We start from the raw sequence: 16,449 nt of genomic DNA, 5'->3' as shown, positions 1-16,449 counted from the left end.
CCAAACACTCTGACCAACACGTCAGGGTGTTTTTTATTGAAAGAAAAATCATCAAAACAGAAACTCTTTTGAATTTTTCCGTTTATATTTAAAATCTTTTGTTTTCAAAACAAAACAAAGATGATAAACTCTGATTAGGAATAAAACAAACATTATCGGAGGGGAACAAATGGTACAGAGTTTATGGAATTCATCACAGGCTTCGGAGAAAACAACCGGACTGGAGCAGCTGGTCTACCGATCCAATTTGATTGGGTCAGATCGTCGTGTATGTAACATTTTCGGAGGTAACACGTCTACCAAAACGACGGTGAAAGATTTTCGCGGCCGTGATATAGAAGTGATGTATGTAAAAGGTAGTGGATCTGACCTGGCTTCCATGCAGGCGAAGCATTTTACAGGCCTTGGACTCGAAGACATTCGTCCATTAATCGAACGTGAATCCATGTCGGATGAAGAGATGGTCGAATATCTGGGGCACTGCATGATCGATTCCAAACACCCGCGTGCATCCATTGAGACGCTGCTGCATGCATTCCTTCCATATAAACATGTGGACCATACCCATCCGGATGCGATTATTAGTCTGTGTTGTGCAGATAACGGAAAAGAACTGGCGAAAGAGATTTACGGGGATCGATTTGTATGGGTTCCTTATGTGCGTCCGGGATTCACACTATCCAAGATGATTGCTGAAAGCGTATTCTCGAACCCGAATGCGGAACTGGTTCTGATGGAGAAGCACGGGCTTGTGACTTGGGGAGAAACATCGGAAGAATGTTACGCGCAGACGATCAAAATTATTAATGAAGCGGAAGCTTTCATTGAAGCACGTGTGAACGAAGGAACTCTGTTTGGCGGAGAGAAGCATCCTGCGCTTGAGGCAGAAGTGCGTCGCCAGATCGTATCCAAAGTAATGCCGACCATTCGGGGAGCGGTATCGGATAGCAAAAAAATGATTTTGTCCTTTGACGATCAGGAGGATGTGCTTGCTTTTGTTGGTGGAGTGGATTCACCGAAGCTGTCACAGGTAGGCGCGGCATGCCCGGATCATTTGGTGCATACCAAAGTGGTACCTCTATTCATCGATTGGACACCGGACGCGGAGGATATTGAAGGGCTGAAATCCAAGCTGGTAGAGGGCGTGGCCGCCTACAAAAAGCAATATCAACAATATTTTGAGAGCAACAAAAATGAAGGTGACGTGATGTTCGAAGCTGCACCTCGCGTCATTCTTATCCCCGGTGTGGGCATGATCAACACAGGCAAGAGCTGGGCCCTGTCCCAGGTAAGCGGGGCATTGTATCATAGAGCCATTGCGGTGATGCGCGGTGCGACAAGTCTGGGCCAATTCGTATCCCTCAGTGCCAATGAATCCTACAATGTGGAGTACTGGCCGCTTGAGCTATACAAATTATCGCTGGCTCCAGCGGAGACTGAATTTTCCCGCAAAGTGGCGTTTATTACCGGGGGTGCTGGTGGAATTGGAAGTGAAACTGCACGCAGATTGGTATCCGAAGGGGCACATGTCGTTCTTGCGGACCTTAACCTTGAAGGAGCGCAGAAGGTAGCTCAGGAAATTAACGATCAATATGGTGCTAATCGCGCATATGCATTGAAGATGGATGTGACCGATGAGGAAGCCGTGCAATCTGCGTATGCCGAAGTTGCCGTACAATATGGCGGCGTGGATATTATCGTGAACAATGCAGGCCTGGCCACCTCCAGTCCATTTGACGAAACATCGTTGAAGGAGTGGAACTTGAATATGAACGTGCTGGGTACAGGGTACTTCCTCGTGGCGCGTGAAGCCTTCAAGTTGATGAAACAGCAGGGAATTGGCGGTAGTATGGTATTTATCGGTTCCAAAAACTCGGTATATGCGGGTAAAAGCGCTTCTGCTTACAGCTCGGCCAAAGCACTTGAGGCTCATTTGGCCCGCTGCATCGCGGCTGAAGGTGGAGAATACGGCATTCGTGTAAATACGATTCTCCCGGATGCCATTCTGCAAGGTTCAGCGATCTGGAACGGTTCATGGAGAAATGAACGTGCAGCAGCCTATGGTATCGAACCGGATCAACTGGAAGAGTACTATCGCAAACGTACAACTTTGCTCGTCAATATTTATCCGAGAGATATTGCGGAAGGCATCGCCTTCTTTGCCTCTTCCAAATCGGAAAAAACAACCGGTTGCATGATGACGATTGATGGCGGTGTGCCAGCAGCATTTACACGATAATAAGGAGGGTTCTCGCACATGGAAAATCAGGTCAAGCAAGCATATGAAGCAGCCAAATCATTATATGCTCAGCATGGAATTGATACGGATGAAGTGCTGAAGAAGCTCGCGGAGATCAAAGTGTCTGTTCACTGTTGGCAAGGGGACGATGTGAAAGGATTTCTCAATAAAGACGGGGAACTTACGGGCGGAATATCCGTTACAGGTCAATATCCGGGGGCTGCAACGACACCTGCAGAGCTTCGGGCAGACCTGGAGCAAGCTTTCTCCATGATTCCGGGCAAACATAAGGTCAATTTGCATGCCATCTACGCAGATACGGACGAACAAGTGGAGCTGGACCGGATTGAGCCGAAGCATTATGAGAATTGGGTAAAATGGGCCAAAGAACAGGGGCTTGGCCTGGATTTTAATCCAACGTGCTTTTCGCATGAAAAATCAAGTGACGGCTTCACGCTAAGTCATTCCGATCCGGCGATTCGCAAGTTCTGGATTGATCATTGCAAAGCATCCCGCCGCATTGGCGCTTACTTTGGCGAGCAGCTGGGGCAGACCTGTGTAACCAATGTGTGGGTACCGGACGGGTTCAAGGATAATCCGGTCGATCGGATGACACCGCGGAAGCGGTTGAAGGATTCCCTAGATGAGGTGTTTGCTGAGAAGCTTGATCCCAAGTATCACCTGGATGCGGTCGAGAGTAAGCTGTTTGGCCTCGGCTCCGAAGCGTATGTCGTTGGTTCTCATGAATTCTATATGGGCTATGGGCTGCAAAATGATACGTTAATCTGCCTCGATGCTGGACATTTTCATCCAACGGAAGTCATATCCAACAAACTGTCTTCACTGGCCCTGTTCACCAACGGCATTCTGCTGCATGTCAGCCGTCCAATGCGTTGGGACAGTGACCATGTTGTCATTATGGATGATGAGCTGCTGGAAATAGCCCGCGAACTGGTACGTCATGATCTGCTTCCAACGACACATATCGGACTCGACTTCTTTGATGGCAGCATCAACCGGGTTGCGGCGTGGGTAGTTGGCACACGCAACACGATTAAAGCATTGCTGCGTGCGATGCTGGAACCTGTGGATGCGCTGAAATCAGCGGAACTGGAAGGAGATTACACCCTTCGTCTTGCTTTGACAGAAGAGTTTAAGTCCTATCCTTTCGGCGCGATCTGGGATTATTATTGCGAACAACAGCAAGTACCTGTACGTGAACAGTGGATTGCTAAGATCAAAACTTATGAGCAGGAAGTTTTGCTTCAACGAGATAAATCTTTCGTATAGGATGATGCAGGCCACAGTAGAGAAGCTCTCTGCTGTGGCCTTTTTGCATGAAAAAAATGCAAAATGCATAACCGCGGTCAGAATTTCCATACTAAAAATACATAGAAAAATGCAAAGTATCGTTTGCCTATTACTGCAACGCAGAGGAGGATGAATCGGATTTGAATCTCGCCCACAACAAATTGTATATCGCAGCACTTGGCGGCTTGAATGAAATAGGCAAGAACATGTATCTTATCCAGTATAATCAGGACATCATTGTCATCGATTGTGGCTCCAAATTCCCGGATGAAACGCTGCCGGGCATTGATCTCATCATTCCGGATGTGACGTATCTGCTGGAAAATCAGGACAAGGTGAGGGCGCTTGTGGTTACTCATGGACATGAAGACCACATTGGCGGTATTCCCTATTTGTTAAAACAGATCAATATCCCGGTGTATGCATCCAGACTGACACGTGGATTAATTGAACTGAAACTCAAAGAGCATGGGCTGTTGCGCAAAGCCGATCTGCATACGATTGATTCCAAATCCAGCATTACGCTGGGTGAAATTCAGGTTTCTTTTTTTGCGACGAGTCACAGCATACCGGATTGCCTGGGTATTTTCTTTCAGACACCTGGGGGAAATGTCGTGCATACCGGGGATTTCAAGTTTGATATGTCACCTGTAAATGGGCCTTATCCCGATCTGCATCGTATGGCCGAGATTGGCAAACAAGGTGTGCATGTGCTGTTGTCCGAGAGCACCAATGCAGAGAGACCCGGGTTCACTCCTTCCGAGCGTGTCGTAGGTGACCACATATTGGACGCGTTTATTCGTGCCAAACAAAAAGTGTTTATTTCAACCTTTGCATCCAATGTAAGCAGAGTGCAGCAGATTGTAAATGCAGCATTCGAAACAGGACGCAAGCTGGCTCTGCTGGGCAGAAGCATGATTAATGTAGTGGCTGTAGCCAGTGAACTGGGTTACCTCGATGTACCTGAGGGGCTGCTCATAGAGGCTATTGATTCGGACCAGTTTCCACCTGATGAGGTCGTTGTGCTCTGTACGGGAAGTCAGGGTGAAACGATGGCAGCATTATCCCGTTTGGCGGCCTCCAAGCATCCTCATGTGAAGGTCGCACCTGGAGATACCGTCATTATAGCTGCTGGGGCGATCCCTGGAAACGAACGAAATCTTGCGCATGTCATTGATAATCTGTATGTGCTCGGAGCACGCGTCATTTACGGTTCAAGCGGAGCAGCAGGTATGCATGTATCAGGACACGGCAGTCAGGAAGAACTCAAATTGATGCTGACCCTGATGAAGCCTGATTACCTGATTCCTGTTCACGGTGAGTTCCGCATGCTGTATCAGCATAGACAACTGGCGGAGTCCGTAGGCATCGAACGGGATCACGTATTCATCGTGAACAATGGGGATATGATTCAGTACAAAGACGGCGTGGCTTCTCCTGGCCCCCAAATTGCTTCAGGCAACAGTCTGGTCGACGGTCTGATCATGGGCGATGTCGGGAATATCGTGCTGCGTGATCGCCGGCAGCTGTCATCCGATGGCATGCTGGTGATTGTGACTACGTTGAGCAAAACAGAGAAACATATGGTGAGAGCACCTGAGATGATTTCCAGAGGTTTTGTGTTTGTGAAGGATTCCGAAGAATTCATGAAAGAGCTTCATGAGCTGGTTCAGAACAAGATGGATGAGTTAACCGGAAGCGGGGCGAATCAGTGGAATGTGATCAAAAGAAAGCTGAAAGACGAGATCGGTCATTACATCTACGCCCAGACAAAACGAAGACCGATGATTCTGCCCATTATTATTGAGGTTTGAGAATAATGGAGCAGGGCCGATGTAAAGAGATTAAGGATAAGAATAAGATGTGAATTAAAAATAAGATTAAGATTATGATGATCAAAAGCCTGAGAAATGTAGGATCATACCGTTTTTCGTATGAACCGTACATTTCAGTCAGGCTTTTATTGTTATTTATTGTTAATGACCTATTGATCCTTCAGCAATCCGGATTGTCTCACAGAGGAGAGGAACTGGTGGAATTGCTCGATATTTAATTGCTGTGCGCTATCCGAGAGGGCTACAGCCGGATTGGGATGAACTTCAACCATAACACCATCCGCACCTGCTGCAAGAGCTGCCTTGGCACATGGGGCAAGGATATCTTTACGCCCGGTAGAGTGGGTGACATCCACAAGCACAGGCAAATGAGTTTCCTGTTTCAGAATCGGTACAGCTGAGATGTCTAGTGTGTTTCGTGTTGCTTTTTCATAGGTGCGAATGCCGCGTTCAATCAGCATAACCTGTTTGTTTCCCCGGGAGACAACGTACTCCGCAGCATGAACGAATTCATCAATGGTTGCCGCCAAACCACGTTTGAGCAGAATAGGAATCTGAACATCCCCGGCAGCCTTGAGCAGTTCAAAGTTTTGCATGTTACGTGCACCGATCTGGATAACATCAATATACTGGCCAGCCACTTCAATATGACTTGGATGTACTATTTCACTAATGGTCTTCAATCCGAACTCATCGGCAACTTCCTTCAGAATTTTCAATCCTTCGATTCCAAGTCCCTGGAAGTCATATGGAGAAGTACGAGGTTTAAATGCACCTCCGCGCATCACAGTAATGCCGGCTTCTTTCAGCGCTGCGGCAACTTCGCGTACCTGTTCATAACTTTCAACCGAGCACGGTCCGGCGATCAGAATCGGTTTACCAGCGCCAACCTTGACGTTTCCGATGGAGACGACAGTATCTTCCTGCTGATTTTTGCGGCTAACGAGCAGCTGTTTCTTATGTTCGTCGACCTGAAGGTTCAGGGAAGCTTGGAAAATCTGTTTGAACAGAAGTTTGATGGCATCGTCTTGGAAAGGTCCCGGATTGGCGGCAGTCAGTTCCTCCAGCATTTCTTTTTCACGAACCGGATCAAACTTGGGTACACCCTGTTTTTCCTTGATTTGACCAATTTCCTGTGTAATTTGGGCCCGTTCTGACAACAAGTGCAGGAGGTTATGATTAATCTCACTCAATCGGCCTCTTAATTGTTCCAAGTTCTTGCTTTGATCCATGCTGATCCACTCCTTCAATTTAGATTTATAAAAAAACACAAAAAGGCCCTTCATCCGTAAGGGACGAAGAAGCCGTGGTACCACCCTAATTAGAAACGGTTCTGCTGATTGAATACAGCCGATCTGTTTCTCACTTTGACCTTTTAACGCAAGGAACGGATTGTCCTAGAAGCTATATCCATGAGGAGCAGCTCTTCAGCAATCGGCTCGGGAGTGAACTTCGGCGGCGTGTTCCTTTCGGGTGCTCTCAGTCTTCGGCACCGCGTCCCTGTAATGAACGATAACTCCGCGTACTCTTTCCGTCATAGCCTGTATGAATATTGATATTCTGTTCTGTAGTTCATGATGCACGTTATGAATTGAAGTTATACTAGCATCTCATGTTACTTATCTGCAAGAAGCTGAATTAATGCCATGCATCAATAACGCTTTACCGTGGCGCATTAAGCATCCACTTCCAGTCTTCTGTGAGATTTACTAATATCTCCATGGGAATAGTATTCGCAAGGGTTTGCCATTCGAAGTATAATATAAGGTAATATAAGTGAATTCAAGTGAATGAGAATAAGAGGAGAAGTTATGAATAAAACGATTTCGGATATCGCCCAAATGGCAGGCGTGGCGAAGAGCACCGTCTCTCGTTTCCTGAATGGTGGTTCTGTTAGTGACGATACACGGCAGAAAATTGAGCGCATTATTAAACAATACAATTACGTACCCAATACGTTTGCACAGAGTCTCAAGGCCAAAAGAACCAGCATTATTGGAACGGTTGTGCCTCGTCTGGATTCCTTTGCAACCTCTCAGACATTGATAGGTATCGATGAAGAATTAAGAAATAATCAGTATCAGATGCTGATCGCGAATACGAGCCAGGATATGCAGCGCGAGATTGATGCCATATATGACTTTGCCAGACAGAAGGTATCCGGCATTATTCTGCTTGCCGCAGAAGTAACGGACGCACATCTCAAAGCCGTTGAAGACATCGGAATTCCGGTGCTATTGGTAGGGCAGCAGCATGAACATCTGCACAGTCTGGTTCATAATGATGATCAGGCGGGGTATGAGATGGGTAAGCATGTTGTGGAAAAGGGCCATCGAAAAATCGTCTATATTGGCGTTACCGAGAGAGATCAGGCGGTGGGTATCCATCGCAAACAGGGGTTCAAGCGTGCGATTGACGAATGTGGCGGATGTGATGTGACGTATTATGAGACAAGCTTCAAAATGTCCGAGGCTATCATTACCGCAGAAGCGATTTTGAAAGAAAGCAAACCGACCATTATTGTGGGCGCAACAGATAACATCGCACTGGGTGTGATGAAGATTGCTTTTTCCAATAAGATACAAATTCCTCAGGATTTATCGGTTACCGGATTTGGCGGTTATGAAATTACCGAGATGATTCATCCTACACTAACGACCGTAAAATATCATTATTTCGAGGCAGGTCAAGTGGCGGCCCAACACATTATTCGTCTGGTACAAGGCGAGCCAGTGGAGCAGTGCACGATTCTTGATGTGGAGATTATTCCACGAGAAAGCGTTGACAAGATATAAATGAATCCTTTATGATAATTCCATCGAACCGGTTCCACACTGGATGCCAATACGGATATGGGAACAAGGTGGCAGGCGAAAAGCCATATGGAATTATTTTTTTGAGTGTGTTGGAACCGGTTCCTCTATTTTTTTTGGATTTTTAAATAAATTAAATTAAGAGTTACACGATCACGGAGAGGGCAGAAAAAATCTGTAGAAACGTAGTGTTCGCCTTTATCACCGGATTTCACCCTTTAGAAAAGGGATCAAGGAAATCTGGGGATAACAGCGATCGAAAGATGGTTCTGCCATTGAAGTGACCAAGTGTAAATTTTCTTTTTCTAATTTATATTAGCTAGGATGGAGAACACTTTTTATGAAAATGACTAGAGAGCAACGCTACAGACGAATCGAGCAGGCAGAGCCTGGAGAAATAGGCAAGCTGGAAGCTTTGATTTCTGTTTGTCCATGGAGACAGCATTACCATATCCAGCCGATAACCGGACTGCTTAACGATCCTAATGGATTCTCCTATTACCAGGGATATTATCATCTGTTCTATCAGTGGTTCCCACTCGGAACCGAGCATGGATTGAAGTATTGGTACCATACCCGTTCAACGGATCTGGTGCACTGGGAAGAAGTCGGAATTGGAATCCAGCCGGGCGACACATATGACTCACACGGGGCATATTCGGGCAGTGCTATTGAAAAAGATGGCCAGCTCAATCTGCTATACACAGGCAATACAAGAGATGAGAACTGGAACAGGCATCCGTATCAGTGTCTGGCGATTATGGATGAAAGCGGTTCAATAACCAAAGTGCATCAACCTATGATCTCAGAAGTACCTTCTGGCTACACGGAACATTTCAGAGACCCCAAGGTTTGGCAGCAGGGTGACATGTATTATTGCGTGATTGGAGCCCAGCGTGTAGATGAAACGGGATGCACGGTATTATATCGCTCGTCAGATCTCAGAAACTGGACATTTCTTGGAGAGATTCACACTGGACTACCTAACTTTGGCTACATGTGGGAGTGCCCCGATTATCTGGAGATGCAGGGTCAGGGTGTGCTGATCTTTTCGCCGCAAGGTATAGAGAGTCAGGGAGATGAGTATCACAACATTTTTCAGTCGGGTTATCTGATTGGTGAACCACTGGATCTTCAGACAAGGCACTTCGAACATGGTCCATTTCAGGAGTTGGATCGTGGGTTTGACTTTTATGCCCCGCAGACGATGCAGGCGCCGGATGGAAGACGAATTTTGGTGGGCTGGATGGGACTTCCCGATTTGGAGTATCCGACAGATAAGAGTGGATGGGCACATTGCTTGACGATTCCGCGGCAGTTGTCACTCCGGGAGGGGAAGTTAATTCAGCAGCCAGTTTCTGAAATGGTGAAGCTGCGTGGGAATTCTGAAGGAACTCATATGGAATTCACAATCGATGATGAGACTCGATCTTTCGCAGACTTTGCTGGAATGGCTTATGAATTGGAATGTGAAATCCTTGGTGTTGAGGCAGAGGTTGTAGGCATTGAATTGCGGGCGAGTGCAGAAGAGAAGACCGTGGTGCAGTATGATCGGTTGAATCAGAAAGTAATTCTGGATCGCTCGCAATCAGGCGCAACGCTTGCGGAACAGAACGGGAATGTACGGCGCTGCACATTGAATGCAGACGTGCTTAAGTTCCATATCTTTGTGGATTCTTCTTCTGTTGAGATCTTTGTCAATGATGGAGAAGAGGTATTCACTAGCCGTATCTTTCCAAGCAAGGATAGCACAGAGATTCGCTTCTTTGCACATGGAGGCAAGGCAGGATTTCAGGCATCCAAATGGGATTATTAGATATAACGTGAGAGGAATGAAGGACCATGTCGGATAATCAGCAGATTGCCCAGGACGTTATTCGTGCCATCGGGGGCAAAGAAAATATCGCATCATTTGCACACTGTGCAACACGTCTTCGGATCATGGTGAATGACAAGGACAAGATCGATCAGAAGCAGGTCGAGAACATCGACAAAGTCAAAGGGGCCTTTTTCAACTCGGGCCAGTATCAGATCATTTTTGGAACAGGAACAGTGAACCGGATATTTGAAGAGGTTGAGAAGCTGGGCATCGAAGGATCTTCCAAGGAAGACGTGAAGAGTCAGGGCAAAAAGGAAGGTAATGCTTTTCAACGGGCCATTCGCACGTTCGGTGACGTATTTGTACCGATCATCCCTGTGCTTGTAGCAACGGGGCTATTCATGGGTCTGCGCGGGCTGCTCACTCAAAATGAAATTCTATCGCTGTTTGGTGCAACACCGGAGGACATTTCGCCCAATTTCCTGTTATTTACTCAAATCCTGACGGACACGGCATTTGCATTCCTGCCTGCACTCGTAGCCTGGTCTGCGTTCCGCGTGTTTGGCGGTAGTCCAGTTCTCGGTATCGTTTTGGGACTAATGCTTGTGAATCCGGCGCTGCCGAATGCATACGCTGTGGCCGATGGATCAGCACAACCGCTGCATATGTTCGGATTCATACCGGTGGTCGGGTATCAGGGTTCGGTGCTGCCTGCATTCTTCGTCGGATTGATCGGAGCGAAGTTTGAGAAGGTTCTGAGAAGACGGGTACCCGAGGCTCTAGACTTAATTCTGACTCCTTTTATTACGCTGACGGTCATGATTACATTGGGGCTCTTCGCAATTGGTCCGGTATTCCATTCTCTTGAGGAGTGGGTGCTGCATGGGACGACAGCCGTATTGGGACTGCCATTCGGTATTGCGGGCATTATTATTGGTTTCTTCCATCAAATTATTGTTGTTACCGGTGTACATCACATCTTTAACTTTCTGGAGATTCAATTACTGGAGAAAACGGGCTTTAATCCGTTTAACGCGATTATTACATGTGCTATGGCTGCGCAAGGAGCAGCTTGTCTGGCAGTGGGGTTGAAGACCAAAAATACAAAGCTGAAAGCACTCGCACTGCCTTCGTCATTCTCTGCATTTCTAGGGATTACTGAACCTGCGATCTTCGGGGTTAACTTGCGGTATATGAAACCGTTTATCATGGGTCTTGTCGGAGGCGCTGTCGGTGGATTCATCGCGTCCTTGTTCCATTTGCAAGGTACAGGTATGGCGGTGACGGTTATTCCGGGCACCCTGCTGTATCTGAACAGCCAATTGCCTTTGTACATTTTGTCCAACGTGGTAGCCATGGGAATTGCATTTGCACTTACCTGGTTCTTCGGATATAAGGATCAGCCGGTTGCGGAGGAAGTTCCGAGCAATGCAGGAGAAGAGAGCAAGACGGAAGTGCTGTCGCAAAAGTCAAACTCATCTGCCAGCCAGGCTGTTAACTATCGTGCGAGGGTAGCTATGCTGGAGATTGCATCACCCATCACAGGCACAGCGGTTGCTTTGGAGCAGGTTCCTGATCCTGCATTTTCGGAAAAGCATATGGGAGAAGGGATCGCTATTGAGCCTTCTGAGGGCAAAGTATTTGCACCTTTTGACGGCGTCATCGCTCATGTGATGAACAAGAGCAAACATGCCGTAATCCTGGAACATGAAACAGGTGTTCAGATGCTTGTGCATATTGGAATTAATACCGTTGGACTGAAGGGGGAAGGCTTTACCGCATATGTGAATAGCGGAGATACCGTAACTGCAGGACAACTGTTGATTGAATTTGACATGGAAGCGATCCAGGCCGCAGGGTTGCCATTGATTACACCTGTGCTCATCCCGAATGGGAATGATAGAATCGAGCAGGTGATGCCAGCGATGACAGGCCCTGTTCAAGCTAATGGAGAAGCACTAATCGTTGTGAAATTTACTGAACCGCAATAAGCGTAAAACCTTTGAAAAAGACAGGTTGGAAAATGCAAAGAAACCCGGTGTATATCACCAGGGTTTCTTTGCACTTTTATGTATCTTTTCTATTCACGGAAGGTGTCAAAAAGAATAATAGGTGAGTGCGTATTGCATCAGAAAGGCACGAATTTCGTCCCGGCTTAACACCACATCAGATGTGCTGGCTTGCTCCAGGTTGAAAAGCAAATTGCTGACGGCTTCGTGCAGGAAAAGCATGCGTTCATTTCCCCATAGTTCTTGATGCTGCTGGATATATTGCATGACCTGTGACAACTCCATACCTTTTAAAGCTCTGAACACCGAAGCCCATTTTACCAGATCGGACGGATGGGAACCTACAGGCAATTTAAATTCGGCAAAACCATGAACATTCCCGCATGAGATTTTGAACAATCCGCAGTAGCAGGATGAACGTTCCTGCGCTACGAAAGGTAATTTTCGCATATCGTACCGAATAATCTCCATGGAACTAATCCGGGCATCAACACGAATCTCCGGTCGAATTTTCACATCACAACTTGCAATCACACGCTCCAACCTCCATAGGCAAAATCATCTTATTGTTTCTATTTTTTTTGTTATCCTGCGGATTATGTTACGACTGAACACAGTTTAAGTAAAATCAACCGGAATGGATATAAGCCTGATTTTCCGATGTTTGATTTGAAATCCACACATGTAAGCGATTAACAAGAGATATATCTGCGTTTTGGACTCCATTATCTCGATTTTTTCTTCAGCTCATGACAGACCAAGCAACATGCCGCATGACTGCGAAAAGAGGAGATTAGGCAAGAATTGCTCACCTGGATTGTCTGGAATCGATCAGAACGGTGCAGAAATCGCATGCAGTTCAATTGCAGAGATGCAGACAGAGGACTATGATTCGCACATAACGTACTCCAGATGGCATTTGCAGGATCTGATGTGAAGGCGAGGTTGGCGGCAATGGATGAAGCAATGATGGTGGTATCAACAGGACACAGTGAGGCGGGAAAGAATTTTGTGGATGTATTATTGAAAAGGGGATTTGCGGTTGTCGTGCTTGTACACAGCGAAGAGGAGGGGGAACAATTTCAGTCGCTTGGTGCAGTCACCGTGCGTTACATTCAGGAAATGGCATTCCGTAATCAGCTTTCGCCAGAATTTGTAGTGAAACACGCCTTTGTATTTGAAAATAACTTGCCGCAGTGCTGTCAGGACATTGAGCTGTGTCGCAGCTTGTGTCCGCAACAACTCTACGTTGTTTCCAGCAACAGAGCTCCTGTTGGGCTGGTTTATAAAGGTCTGGGAGCGACATATGTCATTCACAGCCGGAGTGGAGATGTCTCATTTTTATTGTGAATCACCTGATTATGGGTTCCTGTCGCCAGTCCGATGAACCGAGTATCAATGAAAAACGTTGTGTCCGGAGCCTGTTGCCCTGGACACAACGTTTCGTGAATTTTTATGTGCTGATTCCTATGTGCTATACATTGAATTGTGAAACCCTATTAGGAAGAGATTCCGACTACACTGGAACCATTCTTCGTTATTTTGTACGTAATGACGTCTCCGCTCCAGAAGTGGAACTTGAGAATAACTTCGCCATTATTCGTTTCGTTGAAGAAGTTTTGTTTCAATTCAATCACGTTGCTGCTATAATTCGGACTGAAAGTGTAGGAAAATTCTTTGAACGAAGTCCAGTTTTGCGGACCTGCGTTTCCGCCACTTGTATAAGTGGCTTCCATGGTGGCCAGCTGATTGCCATTAAAGGTTGTCGGAATCGCAAACGAGCTCGTTGTGCCCGTTACATTGCTCAGTTTAGGCGTATCATACTTGATGATATTCAGGTTCCAGTTTGCGCCTTTGTTGAATTTGACGGTCAGCTTGGCATTAACCCCAAGATTGCCGGACGTGGTCAGTCTGCTTAACAGGCTTGATTTCAATGTGAGCACATCACCACTGATCGTATAATCTGTACCTTGAACAAGAGTTGTGCTGCCATTAGCAAGAGAGCTAAATGTATTGCCATTGAGATTCAATTTTACTGTTTTATCCTGAATTGCAGCCCCTTTTTTCAGATAAACCAGATCGGATTCAGCTGTGGAGGAACGACCAGTCCAGCTTGCTTTCATCGTGTTATACAGATCCGGATCAGACCAGGTGAAGCTGGTACGGCCAAAATGCTGTCCATTATCCCATAACATGGTGGTCATCTGTTTCTGACGCAGGTACTGGCCGATAAATTCAAAGAATTTTAACTTCTCACCTTGCTCAATGACACCTGTGTGCTGATCAAAGCCGAGCAAGCCATACTCACCGACGATTACCGGAATACCTTTGGCTGTGAATGCATTGTACACTCGGTCAAATGTATCGATAATATCCTGCTGCACTTCAGCATTATATTTGGTGTACCCTGCGATATTCACGCTGAATGGCCAGAAACCATAGTAGTGAACGGTAGCGATAATGTTAGGGTCATTTAATTTCGCAATCGTCTGGGATAATGCATCCAGATCTGGTTGAGCGGAAGAGGTATGCATCGTTGGCAGGACCAATGGACGTGTTGCGTTATTTCCCCCCGATGCTCTCACGATGTTATGAAAAGATACATTTAACTCATCCAGCAAAGCGTAAGCAGTAGCGGTATTCGTTGTACCACCTTCCGTGAAGCGTGGTTCATTTACACTTTCGAACATCAGCTTCGTGGATGAGTTTTTGAATTTGTTTGCAATTTGAGTCCAGGCTGAGTTGTAACGAGCAAGAACATTGGCATGGTCATTCTCCATATAGCTGATCCACTGCCATGAATCGTGATGGATATTGATCATGACATACAGATTGGCATCAAGCGCCCAGTTTACAACCTGTTGTACACGATTCATGTAAGCGGTATCAATTGTATAGTTGGGTGCTCCTCCTATATGAGCTTGCCAGGTCACTGGAATACGAATGCTCTTGTAGCCTTGATTAGCAATATTTTGAATCAGCTGCTGAGTGATCAGCGGGTTACCCCAGGCCGTCTCATCTGTACCAACGGCGTCCAGCGAGTTTCCCAGATTCCAGCCCGGTTCCATCGCATTAACATAGGACTGAATATTCGTTGGAGCAGCGGCCGCACTTGCCTGAATAGATTCATCTGTAGCAGCAGAAGCGATGGCGGATGACAACAGGGATAGAATCATTGCCGTTACGATAGTGAGCGAGAGGAACGATCTGCGTTTTTTGTTCATTAACATATTCTCCTTTGTAATGATTATTGTTGAACTAATATAGAGCGCTTACAAAAAAATGAAGATTTAAGCTCGGCATAGAACAGGATTCTGGATTGATTTAAATGGAATCACCACCAAATTAAGTATTGAAAACGTTTTCTGAAATGCAAATATAGCACGATTCATCGAAAGTAAACACCCCCGTAATTAGCACAAAATCCATGTCATAATTAGTGATTAATGGATTATTTTATTCTAAATTCATTCAAATAAATAGCGTTGCATTACATCCGTGGTTGAAGTTAAATAAATCTCAGGAGGGGATATTAAATGAGACTGGATGCGCATCAACATTTCTGGAATTATAATATTCGTGAATATGGTTGGATCGAGGAACACATGAGCGTCATTCGACGATCGTTTCTTCCAGAAGATTTGGAGCCTCTGTTAACCCGTGCAGGGGTATCCGGTTGTATGGCGGTACAGGCTAGACAATCGTTGGAGGAAACCGAATGGCTTCTGGACTTGGCAGAACGGCATGAGTTCATCAGGGGTGTTGTGGGGTGGGTGGATCTGTGTTCTGTAGAAGCTGAGCATCAACTTGAGAAGTATGCATCAAGCCCTTGGCTGAAGGGGGTGCGTCATGTAATACAGGATGAACCGGATGTCCAGTTTGTATTGCGTGACGATTTTCAGCGCGGAATTGCTTTGCTACAGCAATATAATCTGGCCTACGATCTGCTCGTGTCCAAGGAGCAGCTCCCTTATGCTGTAGAGCTGGTTAAGATGTTTCCTGAACAGCGATTTGTACTTGACCATTTGGCGAAGCCCGATATTAAGGCAGGAACGGTTTCCCCTTGGAAGGAAGCGCTATACTCTTTGTCAGAACAACCGAATGTATACTGCAAATTATCTGGAATGATAACGGAAGCCGATTGGACAAACTGGAAACAGGAGGACTTTGCCCCTTATCTGAATATCGCCTTAGAAGCCTTTGGTCCAGATCGGGTGATGTTTGGCTCGGATTGGCCTGTATGTACGGTGGCTGGTACATATGCTCAAGTGCTTGAGATTATCACAAAGCATACTTCTTGCATGTCTGAGGTAGAGAAGCAGATGATATTCGGCGGCACCTGTGCTACCTTTTATCAGTTATCGTGATTGAATTAGACAGCAGAATCAGGCTGCACGATGTTGACAGGTCCCCTAATTCTTGT

At 46.2% G+C, this 16,449-nt stretch carries 11 protein-coding genes; 8 read left to right on the top strand and 3 right to left on the bottom strand.

The window, feature by feature from the left end; genetic code table 11:
- Window positions 1-169: 169 nt before the first annotated feature.
- The 3 genes from HW560_RS24765 (at window position 170) to HW560_RS24755 (ending at window position 5,364) form a co-directional block, all read left to right on the top strand.
- Complete coding sequence (locus HW560_RS24765; RefSeq protein WP_090897093.1) at window positions 170-2,239, top strand: bifunctional aldolase/short-chain dehydrogenase; 2,070 nt, start codon at window positions 170-172, stop codon at window positions 2,237-2,239.
- Window positions 2,240-2,257: 18 nt separating this feature from the next.
- Entirely contained in the window at window positions 2,258-3,529 is a 1,272-nt protein-coding gene (rhaA, locus tag HW560_RS24760; protein WP_090897095.1) for an L-rhamnose isomerase, read from the top strand.
- A 161-nt stretch (window positions 3,530-3,690) separates the two neighbouring features.
- Window positions 3,691-5,364: a ribonuclease J gene (locus HW560_RS24755; protein WP_179265016.1), complete on the top strand. Its 1,674-nt coding sequence runs from the start codon at window positions 3,691-3,693 to the stop codon at window positions 5,362-5,364.
- 170 nt (window positions 5,365-5,534) lie between these two features.
- Here HW560_RS24755 and HW560_RS24750 read toward each other — a convergent pair whose 3' ends face one another.
- The gene (locus tag HW560_RS24750) at window positions 5,535-6,617 is read right to left on the bottom strand and encodes a bifunctional 3-deoxy-7-phosphoheptulonate synthase/chorismate mutase (RefSeq protein ID WP_090897101.1); all 1,083 of its coding nucleotides are present in this window, start codon (window positions 6,615-6,617) and stop codon (window positions 5,535-5,537) included.
- 579 nt (window positions 6,618-7,196) lie between these two features.
- Here HW560_RS24750 and HW560_RS24745 point away from each other — a divergent pair.
- The 3 genes from HW560_RS24745 (at window position 7,197) to HW560_RS24735 (ending at window position 12,008) form a co-directional block, all read left to right on the top strand.
- Window positions 7,197-8,180, top strand: a complete 984-nt coding sequence (locus HW560_RS24745) for a LacI family DNA-binding transcriptional regulator (RefSeq protein WP_090897103.1) — start codon at window positions 7,197-7,199, stop codon at window positions 8,178-8,180.
- Between the two features lie 358 nt (window positions 8,181-8,538).
- A complete protein-coding gene (locus HW560_RS24740; protein WP_179265015.1) occupies window positions 8,539-10,014 on the top strand; it encodes a glycoside hydrolase family 32 protein in 1,476 nt (491 codons plus the stop codon).
- A 26-nt stretch (window positions 10,015-10,040) separates the two neighbouring features.
- On the top strand, window positions 10,041-12,008 hold the full coding sequence (locus tag HW560_RS24735) for a sucrose-specific PTS transporter subunit IIBC (RefSeq protein WP_090897112.1): 1,968 nt from the start codon (window positions 10,041-10,043) through the stop codon (window positions 12,006-12,008).
- Window positions 12,009-12,113: 105 nt separating this feature from the next.
- Here the strand turns inward: HW560_RS24735 and HW560_RS24730 are convergent, their stop codons facing one another.
- A complete protein-coding gene (locus HW560_RS24730; RefSeq protein ID WP_179265014.1) occupies window positions 12,114-12,560 on the bottom strand; it encodes a hypothetical protein in 447 nt (148 codons plus the stop codon).
- A 399-nt stretch (window positions 12,561-12,959) separates the two neighbouring features.
- On the opposite strand from HW560_RS24730, the gene HW560_RS24725 reads away from it, so the two are divergent.
- Window positions 12,960-13,376: a hypothetical protein gene (locus HW560_RS24725; protein ID WP_179265013.1), complete on the top strand. Its 417-nt coding sequence runs from the start codon at window positions 12,960-12,962 to the stop codon at window positions 13,374-13,376.
- A gap of 149 nt (window positions 13,377-13,525) precedes the next feature.
- On the opposite strand, the gene HW560_RS24720 is transcribed toward HW560_RS24725, so the two are convergent.
- Entirely contained in the window at window positions 13,526-15,256 is a 1,731-nt protein-coding gene (locus tag HW560_RS24720) for a cellulase family glycosylhydrolase (protein WP_373564961.1), read from the bottom strand.
- A gap of 306 nt (window positions 15,257-15,562) precedes the next feature.
- Between HW560_RS24720 and HW560_RS24715 the strand changes: the two genes are divergently transcribed.
- Window positions 15,563-16,393 carry an amidohydrolase family protein gene (locus HW560_RS24715; protein ID WP_179265011.1) on the top strand — a complete coding sequence of 277 codons (831 nt, stop codon included), beginning with the start codon at window positions 15,563-15,565 and terminating at the stop codon, window positions 16,391-16,393.
- Window positions 16,394-16,449: the final 56 nt, after the last annotated feature.

The sequence above is a fragment of the Paenibacillus sp. E222 genome (genome assembly GCF_013401555.1).
Classification (GTDB): domain Bacteria; phylum Bacillota; class Bacilli; order Paenibacillales; family Paenibacillaceae; genus Paenibacillus.
This window is presented reverse-complemented; position numbering and strand designations above follow the sequence as displayed.

Coding starts and splice junctions, on each gene's coding strand:
- HW560_RS24715 (WP_179265011.1), top strand. CDS start 15,563: ATGAGACTGGATGCGCATCAACATTTCTGGAATTATAATATTCGTGAA.
- HW560_RS24750 (WP_090897101.1), bottom strand. CDS start 6,617: ATGGATCAAAGCAAGAACTTGGAACAATTAAGAGGCCGATTGAGTGAG.
- HW560_RS24720 (WP_373564961.1), bottom strand. CDS start 15,256: ATGTTAATGAACAAAAAACGCAGATCGTTCCTCTCGCTCACTATCGTA.
- HW560_RS24765 (WP_090897093.1), top strand. CDS start 170: ATGGTACAGAGTTTATGGAATTCATCACAGGCTTCGGAGAAAACAACC.
- HW560_RS24740 (WP_179265015.1), top strand. CDS start 8,539: ATGAAAATGACTAGAGAGCAACGCTACAGACGAATCGAGCAGGCAGAG.
- rhaA (WP_090897095.1), top strand. CDS start 2,258: ATGGAAAATCAGGTCAAGCAAGCATATGAAGCAGCCAAATCATTATAT.
- HW560_RS24735 (WP_090897112.1), top strand. CDS start 10,041: ATGTCGGATAATCAGCAGATTGCCCAGGACGTTATTCGTGCCATCGGG.
- HW560_RS24745 (WP_090897103.1), top strand. CDS start 7,197: ATGAATAAAACGATTTCGGATATCGCCCAAATGGCAGGCGTGGCGAAG.